Here is a 12,299-nt window from a genome sequence, read left to right on the forward strand (position 1 = left end):
AAGAAAACGCTGACCTAGTTTGGCACCACGTGGTGCATGAGAATGACCACCGGTGGAGCGGGAGAAAATCGTTTCGGCTGCAAGGCTCTCGTCGGCGATTTTCTTCTATTTTGAGCGAGCGCCGCGTAAGAGGCGCCCCTGCTCGGTCATCCACTTAGCGCGCGCTAAATGACTCTGGTATGCGTTGCGCGCACGGTCCGGCTCACGCTCAGGATCGATATGCAGGACTATTCGAGCGACTTCCCGCCAGTCCGCGCCCTCACCCTCGGCTTGTAGAAGGCGAATGTACGTTACAACGTGCTCCTCATCGTAAGACGTCAGCACAGACCCGGCGGGGGCCAGGTCAGCCACGTTAGGATCGAGCGGCGGGGTCTGCATGATCTTACGGTCGCGGAATCTACTATCTAACGGTTCATAGGGCCGCACTTTGTTAAGTATATCGAGGTGCAATATACTGAACAAGCGGCATCTTTGCCCGCATGGATTTGCGGGAGACATTCGCCACCAACTTGCGTCGTCTACGCAATGCGAGGGGATGGTCTCAAGACGAACTTGCTTTGGAGGCTGAGATAAGCAGGAGCTATCTGAGCCAACTGGAGAAGGGCGTATACTACGTCAGCATAAAGGTCATTGGCCGCCTTGCCGATAAGCTCGACGTCGAGCCTGATGAGTTCCTAAAACGGATGGCAAAGAGAGGTCGCGCCAAATAGGCGCGACCTCCCCGCGAGCCGGGCCGAAGGCCCGGCGAGCGCCAGACGCGGATACGCGTCATCGCCGCCGATCCGTCTTGCCGGATCGGCGGCGATGCACTGGGGCTGAAAGTGAGCCGCGCAAGCGTTCCCGATTGCGCGGCTCATGTGATCAGATGGCCCGCTCCATCAGGCGCTTTGCTTTGCCTTCCAGTTCAAGACGCGTGTCCTGATGAGCCTTGCCGCGAGCGAATGCGGTAATGCCCTGCACGAAATCGAAGATGCTTTCCGGCTTGCGATTTTCTTCGCCCAGAACGGTTTCGATGATTTTTGATGTCTCGGACTTGGAAAACCCGCCCCTGCGGAGAAAGCTCTCCCGGTCCTCGTCTGTGCGGGCAACGATCCGCTCCCGTGCGGCCTTGATACCGGCGACAAATGGCGCGGGTGAGGAATTGGCAAAGCTTGTCAACGCTGGCGCGGCCTCATGCGCGAAGCGCTGCGCTGCAAATTTGGAGTGGCGGATGGTGATCTCCTCGAAATTCTCGACACCCCAGAGATTGCGGTTCATGCAGACAGCCCGGAGATAGAAGCTCGCAATACCGAGCGTCTTGCTGCCAACCTCGCTATTCCAGCAGTAAAATCCCCGGAAATACAAATCCGGTGATCCATCGGCCAGGCGGCCCGCTTCGATCGGATTTGTGTCGTCGACCAGAAACAGAAATACGTCGCGGTCGCTGGCATAGAGTGTGGTCGCGTCTTTGGTCACGTCCACAAACGGATTGTGGGTCATGGTTGACCAGTCCATCACGCCCGGGACCTTCCAGCGCGTGTCACCCGTGCCATTGCCCGCGATCTTCATGACAGCCGCGACTAGTTCATGATCCCAGATGCGGCCGTAGTCCGGCCCGGTGACGGCGCGAAGCTCGACCCGTCCGTTGTCGGCCTCCAAGGTTTTCACGAGCTCGGCGCGATGTGAAAGCAAGCCGTGTTGCAGGTTGATGGCCGATAGGGCCGCGGGAAGCTGCCGCAGATAGGATGTCGGCGCGCCGACCAACGTGCACAATTGGCCAAAGCTCCAATGTGTCGGCGCCACCGGCTCGTCACGTCCGGGCACCGCCAGCGCCAGCCGCTCGGAATTGTCGCGGTTCGCTTCCACCCGGATCGCCCTGCTCTCCACCGTCCGCGCCTGCGCGCGTCCGGCCCGTCCTCGCACCGCTTCGTAGAGGTCCTGCAAATTCAGGTAACGCTCATCGTCCGGTCGCGCAAACCACTCGGAGGACACGCGGCCGATACGCTGGCCAAGCGATACATCCACGCGGAAACCGCCTGACACAGGCTGTTCGCTTTGGGACAAGGTCATAATGTTCATGATCGTTTTCCTTTGGGCTGAGGTTGAAGCGCAGCGCTGCGCTGCAACCCTGCCCGTCGGCGAGACCTGGGGTAGCAAGGGCAAGGGCGGCAGGACGCGGAGGGGGATCACCCGCCTGCCAAGGGCGCGCCGAAGGCTGCGCGTCTGCACGCGCCTGACGACGACGTTGTCATAAAGATCCTTTGCGCGGAAGACCGGGGAGACCGCTCCGGCCGGCACACGAAGTGTGCTTCACCCTTGCCCGCGCGAGGGCGGAGCCCTTAGCAATCCCATAGAAAAACGTGCTCTTTCTGCTTTCTTCAAAGCGGCGCAAGAAACACAAAAAGCCCCGCCTCCGAGGAGGCGGGGCCGATGATCCCCGGGGGATCAGTCGCCGTTGCGGCGCGACCAGATCAGGGTGAAGCCCTCGTCGCCTTCGACCTTCACCAGCGAGGCGTAGATCGGGGCCGGGAAGCTCGGATCGTCGAGCTTGACCGAGAGGTATTCGCGCTCGGTTTCGCGGCCGGTCTTCTTCCAGGCGGCGCCGAACTCGGTCACACCGGCGAAGATGCGGTAGTCGGGCGCTTTGTCATTGTCCTTCTCGGATGCGACGAGCCTTGCCTTGATGTTCAGCGTCAGCGTCTTGATGAAGCCGATGTAGCCGTTGTCCGAAGCAGTGAAGGTGCCGATGGTAGCCATGGTAAGTCTCCGTTTGTTGCTCGGGCCGCGCCCATCGCAGCCTCGATGGCGATCCTTGGCCCGTGGAGCGATCGGCCCGCAGCCTTTTAGGCCCGCAGCGCCAGCGGAGGACGGCGACAAGCCTGCTTTTTTGTCTCCCGCGAGGAATGCCGCCTCTTTGCGGCAGGGGAAAAAAGCAGGCGCAGCCGTTGCGGGAAGGCGATCGAGGCGTTAGCCGGCCCTCGGGCCTGATCAGCCCATTCGAGGTTGCGTTGGACGCGAGCCATGAATGAACTGACGGAGAGAACTATGGCGACTGACACGAACGCAGCTCAAGGACTTGGGCTAGATCGATCGAACGCATGCTGACGCGCGCGCATCAATGGCAAGAAAGACGCGCCTCGGCAAACGCCAGCGAACCTCGTCGCATTTCCGCGTGCAGAGGCGACGGTACAGTGAAAGGTGCCGAAAGAAGGTGATCTCAACTCGCACGGTCATCACGCGATCAAGGCGTACGGCCTCAATCGCCCGCTGCTGATGGACCAGCACGACACTGTGTTCCCTTGGCCACCGCGTACCTATGCGGATCTTCGGCCCCTTTTTCTCGGGGCGTAGTGACAGTGCGGCGAGAGCCCGCCAACAACATAGTCGAGGGAATGGATCGTTTCGCATGTTCTTTTGATCCGGCCGTCTCAACTCCGGGGGAGTAGATGCTCTCGTAATAACGCCCCCTCGCAGAGCGTGCGGCACGCCCGGCCTCGCGGGGAAAGGATGCCAAACAGCGGAGCGGCAGCGGGCGTGAACAATTTTCATGAGAATCTCATTGAGACACTATTTTTCATGGGATATTTAGATTTGAATGGTTTTTTGGCTCCCGCGAAGAGAATTCTGGAAGCGGGATCTTTTTTCAGGAACCCTGCCGTGCGCGCACGATTTTCAGGACCAGTGAGCGTTTTTCACGACCGGCGGCTACCGGAGACGGCCGTTCCGGTGGGCTACGCCGCCCTGATTGACGCCTACAATCTGCCTGTCCCCGTTCCCCGGGCGCTTTCGGCGATCGGCACCAAGCACCGCATCATTGAACAGGCCGATTGGCACATCTATACGCCGCGTCATGCGCCTGAGGCCTCGCTCGAGGGGCACTTGACCTTTGCGCTCAAGTACGAGGGCTTGGATCTCGCCCTCCTGAAGCGGCTCTTCGTCGCCGTCAAGGACCAAGACGTCGCCGAGATTGTGCGGCAGAAGCCTACAGGGGTCTACACGCGCCGCATCTGGTTCTTGTACGAATGGCTGCTTGGCCGCGAGCTTAGTCTGCCTGCCGCGGACAAGGTCTCGTATGTAGATGCGGTCGACACCGACATCCAGTTCGGAGGCGCGGCGCGCAATTCGGCTCGGCATCGCGTCCGCAACAACCTTCCCGGCACCCCGGAATTTTGCCCCCTCGTCTTTAAGACTTCTGCGCTCAACGACTTCATCGCGCAGGACTGGAAAGAGCGCGCGCGCGCCGTCGTGAGCCAAGTGCCGAAGGATCTGCTTGCCCGCACCGCCGCCTTCCTTCTGCTGAGGGACTCGAAGTCTAGCTATGTGATAGAAGGAGAAAGGCCGCCGCAAGATCGAATTCAGCGATGGGGCCGCGCCATTGGCGAAGCTGGACGCGCACCGCTCGACGAGCAAGAGTTTCTTCGCCTGCAGCGCATTGTAATCGGGGACGAGCGTTTCGTGAAGCTCGGACTCCGCAAGGACGGCGGCTTTGTCGGCGAGCACGACCGCGACACGCAACGCCCCATTCCGGATCATATCGGCGCGCGGCATGAAGACATCGCTTCGCTCATGGCTGGACTGATCGCTTTCGACCACGGCGCCGAGAATGACCTCGACGCCGTTATCGCGGCAGCCGTGCTCGCGTTTGGGTTCGTGTATATCCACCCGTTTGAGGACGGCAATGGGCGCATTCATCGCTATCTGATCCATCATGTTCTCGCACGTCGGGGGTTCAACCCGGATGGCGTACATTTTCCCGTTTCCTCGGCCATCCTCGATCGGATCGCCGAGTACAAGAGCGTGCTTGAGAGCTACTCGGGCAGGCTGCTTTCCTGCATCCGGTGGGAGGCGACGCCAAGCGGCAACGTCAGTGTTCTCAACAATACGGCAGACTTCTACCGGTTCTTCGATGCGACGCCGCACGCAGAGTTTCTGTACGCCTGCGTGCGTCAGACGATAGATCGGGACCTTCCGAACGAAACCAGCTTCCTTCTCGGCTTCGATGCGTTCCGCGCCGGCATCGAGAACATGATCGACATGCCGGAGCGGACGCTGAACAATCTATTCGGGTTCCTCAGACAAAATCAGGGCAAGCTGTCACAGCGCGCGCGGGAGAATGAGTTCGCGGCGCTTACGGAGGACGAGGTCTCAAAGATTGAACATTTATACGCAGACGCGTTCGGCCAAAGCGGAGAGTGACCGACGCTACATCAGACCAGATTCAGAAGGCGCGCCTTGCGAAGACTATTTATTATCAGCTCGACGTTTCGATCCGAGCGGCTCTCGTTCTGGCGCTGGCAAAGAAAGGCCCGCCTGTGCGCCAACAGAGTCACCTCATGCAGCCGATACTAACTGCAACACGAATGAGAGGGATGAATCGTGAGCCAACAATCGGCTCAAAAATTAGGCTGAGCTCCAACCAGGACAAATCAAAGGGCCAGCACGGCGGTCGTCCCGGCTCAAACATGATGTTCCACGTGGATTTCGATGTATGGACCCAAACGCGATGAACGCGCGAGACAAAAACAATCTCCTATGAACTGCGCTTCGATGAGGGATTGGCGACATCTCGCGTTGCTCGCGCGAGCCACTTTTTGGCTAGAGTTGAGTGGGACGGCGCTCACGCGCCGTCCTTGCCAAATTTCCAAACCGGAATGCCGAGTTTGTTCGCCTTGTCGGCGAGGTTGTCCTGTATGCCAGTGCCCGGGAAGTGCATGACTCCGATTGGCATGGCTGCCAGCATGGCGTCGTTGCGCTTGAACGGTGCAGCCTTCGCGTGCTTCGTCCAGTCCGGTTTGAAGGTGACCTGCACTACCCTGCGATTGCTGGCCCACTTTGCAGCGATCAATTCAGCACCTTTCGGGGAGCCGCCGTGGAGCAGAACCATGTCGGGATGCTTCGCGTGAACCTTATCGAGCCGGTCCCAGACGAGCGAAACGTCGTTGAAGTCGAGCCCGCCGGTGAGCGCGATTTTCGGTCCGGCCGGCACCATCACCTCGGTTTCGGCCCGACGCTTGGCAGCGAGGAAATCGCGACTGTCGATCATCGCGGCGGTGAGCGTGCCGCGGTTGATGACTGATCCAGAACACGGCCGCCACAGCGAACCGGTATGGACTTCGAAGCATTCGGCAGCCTGGTCGCGAAAGAGTTCCATGGCGTTGCGGCGCTCGACGAGCGTGACGCCCTCGGCGGTGAGCCGTTCTAGCTCGACGGATCGCACCTCCGAGCCGTCTTGCCCGCGCTGGCTCTTCTGCTGCGCCTGCTCATTTACGTCGAGCTCGCGTTCGATACGGTCCACCGCACGGTGGAAGAGATTGACGGCCGACCAGAGCAAGTCGTCAAGATCTGGTTCGAGACGCGTGTCATCCAGTGTCGAGACTAGGGCATCGAAGATGTCGACGACAGCACCGGCGATCGCCTTGCCTTCTGGAAGCGGCCGTGCATCGGGTTCATCCTGCAATGGTCGATAGCCATAGAGCTGAAGCTCGTTGAGGACGTGATCGGTCGGAGACGGAACGTGCGGCGGTTTGAAATCCGCGTCGTCGTGGTCGGTCATCATGGGTGAGGCCCTTTGCTGGATCGGCCGCGCCCATCGCGGCCTTCGTGGCGATCACTTGACGGCGGGCGGAAGAGACCAGAACCCGAAGCGAAAGCGAAGGGCCGAAGCGACAGCGGAGGATGGCAGGGATGCGGCTATTTTGTTTCGCGATGCAAAGGCGCGAGGCGCGCCGGCGGAAAATAGCCGCAACCTCTGCCATTGCAGGGCCGCACCCGCCTGCTGTCCGATCGCCTTTTAGAAGGCCTGGGGCGCGACTCTGTCCGGCGGCCGCGCCCCCAACAACCGATCGCGATGGCCTCTAAGCGCCCCCCGTTCAACCCGTCTCGGCGGCCGTCAAGGACATGAACCGCACGACGTCCTGCGGAGCGAGTTGTTCACGCAAGACCTCTCGAAGCTTATCGATACCAAAGGCGAGCAGATCTTCGTTGAAGTCCCCAAGCCGGGGCGACAGAGGTATTGCCTCGATACCGGCGTCTAAGGCACGTTTGGTCACGGCAGCTACCGCGAAGTCGCCGGCCGCATCACGATCGTGCGCGATGTAGAGGCGACGCAGCTGTAGCGGAAGCAGCAGGGCAGCTACATGGTTTGCGGACAGCGCGGCAACCATTGGCAGCATTGGAGCTGCGCAGCGAAGCGACAGTATGGTCTCGATGCCCTCTCCCGCCACCAGCACGTCGTCGGCCGTCCCGAATCGAACCGCGTTACCGAGAAGGCAACCCATTGACCGTCGCGGTGTATCGATCGGAGCCTTACCCAGGCGCACAATGTCGAAGCCATCGGGATCAAGCCAGGTGCGATGCGCGCCGGTGATCCGGCCATCAAGACCTGTGACACGTGCGATCAATGCCGGCCATATCTCGGTGGGCGCAGCCTCATCGGGTCGGTAGTAGCAGCGCGGGTGGAATCGCAGCGCACCATCGTCGCGTAACGCAAAAATGCCCCGATTGCGCAAATAGACCTCCGCAAGAGTTCCGGCGACTGGCTGCGAGATGGCGAAGAGCCGCCGGGCCGCCTCGGCCGAACCGACTGGCGCTCTGCTGTGCGCGACGTTCGACGACGGCTCGGCGTTCGAACGAGGCAAACTGAGAAAGCGGCGGGCCTCATTCGCCACGTCGCGGAAGTCGAGGAGCCCACAACATTCGCGAATGACGTCGAGCAAGTCGCCATGCGCGCCCGTTGCGGCGTCAGTCCATTTCCCGGCCGGCCCCTTGGGCGTGTCCTTCAATCGGACGAACATCGAACGTCCCGGTGTATTGCTGGCATCGCCAACCAACCAATAGCGACCTTGGCGCCGACCGTTCGACAGATAGTGGCGGCACACCGCCTCGGCCTCGCGCGCGAGGCGGTGCGCCAGTTCGGAAGCGTCGCGTGTCATCACGCAGCCTCCCGCTGACCGATACGCTCAACCGCATAGCGCTCCAGCGCCACCTTATTGAACGCAAGGTCGCCGGATGGGGACAAAGTGATCTCTTGGACAGCTTGCTTCATTTCGATTCTCCACGCCGGGTGGCCGAGAGCCTCTCTCTCGGCTTCCAACCCGTCGCGGACATCCGTCCACCCCTCTCACTCTTCCTGAGCAGCGAAGAGATACTTCAAGCCGCCTCGCACTCCGCACTCTCACCTGCTATGTCGGCAGCGAGATCTGGCAGAAAGCCGACCATGTAATCCGCCGCTTTGCCGGCTTGGCTTGCCGTTGACAATCGTCCGATTGTCCTCGCGCAGCACCCCAAGTCATGGCAAACGGCGGGCCTCTACTTCGGCGATGATCTTGTCAGTGATTTCGTCATAGAGGCTCGCCGGCACGCCCAAGCGGATATATCTGGACATCACGTCTGTCCGCGACGGGCGCCACGAGCCTTTCTCGCAGCTTCCAATTCGACAGCGCGAAACAGCTCGCTCGTCTCGCTCTCTCGCTCCGCAGCGGCTACGAGGCAGATCTGTTCGGGTTTTGATGGAAAGCTAGGAAAGCGTTGTGCGCACACCACTAGCTGCAACGCAGCCACTATGAAGGCCGAGCAAGCGAAGTCGCGCGACGGCGGGACTAAAGGAGGCAGCCGCAGGAGCGTCAGCATAGCGCCGCCCTTGGGCGGGACGCGGGACCGACTGCAGTCTCGAGACCGGTTTAACAAGGCACCCGCAGGAGGGTTAGCATAGCGCCGGCGCGGAACGCGACGGAACCCGGGACTGAGTGCCTCCGGCGAGAGGCGCAATTTGGTGCGCGAGGGATCGAAGCCGTCGGCCGAGACGCAGCGCGGCTCGGTTCACGAGAGCCCAGTGCGGCAAATGCCGCACGCGCAACATGATACCCCGATCGCACCCTCGCAAACGTCGAAGAACTTCGGCCGGGGCACCACAAGGAGTCCATTTACCCCGGAGGCACGTGCGATGCTTATCATTCCGATAACGAGAAGACTGCTGCGGCCTTCAATGCAAGTTGAGCAACAGGTTTGTCGGATTGAGCGCTGACAATCCATCAAAAGCAGCTGACTCTCAGCCAGTGGGCGAAGATAGGCGCTCAAGCGCCAACAGCTGACATTCGTCGCATTGATTCACTACTGATAGATGTGTCGGAGCCGAAGCGCTTCGCCATTTTTGCCGATCAGTCCGCTGAGCCATTTGGCCAATTGCGCTCCCATCTCCCATCGCCATATCGATCTTCGCATTTCACTAAGCCTGCCGCTCATACCGGCGTTAGGCGCGCGGTGAGTTTGGTCCGGAAAGTGCGGCCGTTTTGGCAGCGCAGCTAGCGATCCGCAAGACCACGCGTCCCAGGTGGCAGTGCTCGCGACGGCGCAGATACGGCTCACGCGTTCCTGGCATCACAAGACGTACGGGACGTGCATCTGTCATCTGCGCGACATTGCGCCTGAGATTGTTTTGTCGAACCCGGTAGTGCCGACCATGCACGCGAGCGACGGCAATTGCCCCTGTTAGGCTACACGCCCGTCCTATTTGCACGCCACACCAGCCGATTCCCCCACGAATTCTTTGCTCCCCTTTCTCTGTGGCGCTGTCTTGCTTTCAATGTCGATGGTGTCGGTGACATCAAGGCGGGACGCATTCGGGTAAGGGGCAAGAGTTCGAGTGCAAGCCGAACCAGATAGATCGGTCACCGCTGAGCCTGCCACAGGGCAGGAGCCTCTCAAAAGATCTCAGGCTTTGATGGCTTAGACTGCACATTTTAGACAATGACCTGCTCATGGCACCTCGCCCTGCCCTTCCTGCCCGTTATCCGCCCATCGGCACATGGCCTGCACTCATGCGCGCCGACATGGCCGCTGCCTACCTCGATTATCGCGATACAGGTGAACTCGCACGCGCCGTTGGCCGCGGCGAGGCACCACCACCCGTTGGCTATCGCGGAATTGGGCGTGCGCGACAGCCAATTTGGTCGAAGGCCGCTATCGATAACTTCGCGGCACCAGTGAGAACAATGGATCCAGATAGATCGGAACACCTGGTATCTCTCGTATGAAGTTGTCCCCATCGAAACTTCCGCGCTACTGCCGACGAAAGCCATTGAAGAACGGTCGATGGGCATACTTCTTTGATCCGCCGAGTTGGGCCCGCAGGCAGGGCTGCCATGTCAAGGCTGAAGCGCTAGGGGAAGAGTACGCGGCCGCCGTCGAGCGAGCCGAAAATATCTTGCTACCCGCCTTCGATAGTTGGCGTTCGGGAGGTTTGACCGACATGGTTCCCCCTTCTCCTGTGCCCGGCACCTTCGACTGGCTGGCCAGTATCTTCGAAACCCACCAAAAATGGAGAGAGATCGAGCGCAACACGCAGCGCTTATACAAGCAGGGCCTGGCACTCTTTGCCAACCAAACGCTGAAGGATGGTAGCCGCGTGGGCTCAAAGCAGCTCTCTGATTTTACGAAAGGCTTCGTCGACGCAATCTACGCGAAACTGCTCGTCGTGGAACACAGGGACGCATGTGGGAATGTCATCAAGCGCGAGCGTCGTCGCTTTGCAAATGCAGCCATGACCTCTTGCAGGCGCGCCTGGTTTGTTGGGCACCGCGTCCAAGAAACGATAGTGCCGGCGATCAATCCATTTTCGCGGATGGGGCTAAAGACCCGTGCGCCTGGCCAGCCTGCCCGCCAGACACCCACGGCGACTTGGGACGAACTCGTCGCGTTCAGAGCGGCAGCGAAGAAACTCGGGTACTTCTCGGTCGCAACTGCCGCGTTATTGACGTGGGAGTGGTTGCAACGCCAAGAGCATGTGTTCGGCGTCTTCGAAATCTCGCACTATCGGCCGACTGAGCGACCAGACAGCGTAAGAATTGTGCATCCGAAGAATGGCGAGGAAGCTTGGTGGCCACTATTCGACGAAATGGGCGAGCCTCTCTTCCCCGAATTGATGGCGGAGCTCGATGCCATCAAGGCAAAGACGGTTTGGGGATTGGTCTTTCGGCGCGATCATGAGCATCGTAGGTCACCTGCCCCGCTCCCATGGCCTACAGAGCGCAAAGATCTGCGTTATCTACGGAGTGTCGTAAAGAAGATTGTTGCAGCAGCTGGGCTACGCAGCGAACTCTCCTTTACCTCATTCCGTCACGGTGGTTTTACCGAAGGTGCGGACAGCGATCTCACGGATGCTGAATTGCGGGCCGCTGCCCGCCATCGATCGAGCCACCAAATGCCTACCTATGCAAAGCGCACGCGTAAACAGCTGATCGCAGGCTCCAAGAAGCGCCGTGCGCAGCGGGCAAAAGCAGCTCTTGTCGGACTAGTCGCTCGTCGGAATGACGGCGCGGCCCGCGACATAAGCCATTGATTCATTTTGGTGGGAGGCTCCAAGCCTCGAACCGAGGACCTGCGCGTTAAGAGAGCTATTTCCCTGTCCAGGAGGGCTTGCGCTTCTCGCTGAATGCCTTCAGGCCCTCCTTGGCGTCCTCGGTCATCGCGAGCAGTGCGATCTGACTTTCGGTGTAGGCGATGCTCTCGTCAAACGACATCGACGCGATCGCGCGCATGGCGTATTTGCCACGGCGGATCGCGGTCGGCGATTTGTCGATGATGCGGCCGATCAGCCAGTCGACCTTGGCATCTAACTCGGCCGCCGGCACGACGTAATTCAGAAGCCCTGCCGCCTGCGCTGCCCTCGCATCGAACGGCTCACCGGTAAGCGCCCATTCATTGACGAGCCGCCGCGGCGCGATGCTCTGCAACAGGCTGAGCACCTGCATCGGGAACACGCCAACCTTCACCTCGGGCAGGCCGAAGATCACGTGATCAGCGGCGACCGCCATGTCGGTCATGCATAGCAGGCCCATGCCGCCGGCCATGCAGACCCCGCCGACCCGCGCAACCGCGGGCTTGGTCGCGTTCTGCGACAACCGCAACAGATCGGCATAGTCGACATTCGGCTTGGAATGATCCATCGCGAACGCCGCGCCGGAGTTCTGCAGGTCCGCGCCGGCGCAGAAGGCCTTGTCGCCCGCGCCCGTCAGCACGATGAGGCGGACGTCCTTGTCGTCATGCGCGTTCCGATAGCCTTTGGCGATGCCGGCAATCACGTCGCCGTTCAGTGCGTTGCGTTTCTCCGGCCGGTTGATGGTGATCCAGAACGCCTGCCCGCGCTTTTCGGTGATGACGCTTGTGGTGTCGGTCATGGCACGCTCGCTTTTTGTCTTCCGCTTGCCCGACATTTGCGGCAGATGCACTACAGGCGCAAGTGCAATCTACGATGATGTGCCGCCTTAGCGCCTCGACACAATTTTGCAGCGCGATCGAACCAGGGATGCGTGCCTCAGGCAGCA

General features: G+C 60.4%; 9 protein-coding genes. 3 read left to right on the forward strand and 6 right to left on the reverse strand.

The window, feature by feature from the left end:
* Nucleotides 1-105: 105 nt before the first annotated feature.
* Nucleotides 106-378 carry a DUF2285 domain-containing protein gene (locus FXV83_RS43785; protein WP_148736925.1) on the reverse strand — a complete coding sequence of 91 codons (273 nt, stop codon included), beginning with the start codon at nucleotides 376-378 and terminating at the stop codon, nucleotides 106-108.
* 101 nt (nucleotides 379-479) lie between these two features.
* Here FXV83_RS43785 and FXV83_RS01005 point away from each other — a divergent pair, with 101 nt between their 5' ends.
* The gene (locus FXV83_RS01005) at nucleotides 480-710 is read left to right on the forward strand and encodes a helix-turn-helix domain-containing protein (protein ID WP_148736880.1); all 231 of its coding nucleotides are present in this window, start codon (nucleotides 480-482) and stop codon (nucleotides 708-710) included.
* A 151-nt stretch (nucleotides 711-861) separates the two neighbouring features.
* Here the strand turns inward: FXV83_RS01005 and FXV83_RS01010 are convergent, their stop codons facing one another.
* Both FXV83_RS01010 and FXV83_RS01015 read right to left on the reverse strand, forming a co-directional pair.
* Complete coding sequence (locus tag FXV83_RS01010; RefSeq protein ID WP_148736927.1) at nucleotides 862-2,058, reverse strand: DUF932 domain-containing protein; 1,197 nt, start codon at nucleotides 2,056-2,058, stop codon at nucleotides 862-864.
* A 366-nt stretch (nucleotides 2,059-2,424) separates the two neighbouring features.
* On the reverse strand, nucleotides 2,425-2,736 hold the full coding sequence (locus FXV83_RS01015; protein WP_148736882.1) for a DUF736 domain-containing protein: 312 nt from the start codon (nucleotides 2,734-2,736) through the stop codon (nucleotides 2,425-2,427).
* A 777-nt stretch (nucleotides 2,737-3,513) separates the two neighbouring features.
* Here FXV83_RS01015 and FXV83_RS01020 point away from each other — a divergent pair.
* Nucleotides 3,514-5,175, forward strand: coding sequence for a Fic family protein (locus FXV83_RS01020; RefSeq protein ID WP_235939276.1), 1,662 nt, complete (start codon nucleotides 3,514-3,516; stop codon nucleotides 5,173-5,175).
* A 421-nt stretch (nucleotides 5,176-5,596) separates the two neighbouring features.
* Here FXV83_RS01020 and FXV83_RS01025 read toward each other — a convergent pair whose 3' ends face one another.
* Complete coding sequence (locus FXV83_RS01025) at nucleotides 5,597-6,532, reverse strand: DUF2493 domain-containing protein (RefSeq protein WP_148736931.1); 936 nt, start codon at nucleotides 6,530-6,532, stop codon at nucleotides 5,597-5,599.
* Between the two features lie 316 nt (nucleotides 6,533-6,848).
* Nucleotides 6,849-7,910 carry a DUF7146 domain-containing protein gene (locus tag FXV83_RS01030; RefSeq protein ID WP_148736884.1) on the reverse strand — a complete coding sequence of 354 codons (1,062 nt, stop codon included), beginning with the start codon at nucleotides 7,908-7,910 and terminating at the stop codon, nucleotides 6,849-6,851.
* 2,144 nt (nucleotides 7,911-10,054) lie between these two features.
* Here FXV83_RS01030 and FXV83_RS01035 point away from each other — a divergent pair.
* Nucleotides 10,055-11,314 (forward strand): hypothetical protein, encoded by a 1,260-nt coding sequence (locus tag FXV83_RS01035; protein WP_148736886.1) that lies wholly within the window; start codon nucleotides 10,055-10,057, stop codon nucleotides 11,312-11,314.
* A 55-nt stretch (nucleotides 11,315-11,369) separates the two neighbouring features.
* Here the strand turns inward: FXV83_RS01035 and FXV83_RS01040 are convergent, their stop codons facing one another.
* Entirely contained in the window at nucleotides 11,370-12,152 is a 783-nt protein-coding gene (locus FXV83_RS01040; protein ID WP_148736888.1) for an enoyl-CoA hydratase/isomerase family protein, read from the reverse strand.
* Nucleotides 12,153-12,299 lie beyond the last annotated feature (147 nt).

The sequence above is a fragment of the Bradyrhizobium hipponense genome (assembly GCF_008123965.1).
Lineage (GTDB): Bacteria > Pseudomonadota > Alphaproteobacteria > Rhizobiales > Xanthobacteraceae > Bradyrhizobium > Bradyrhizobium hipponense.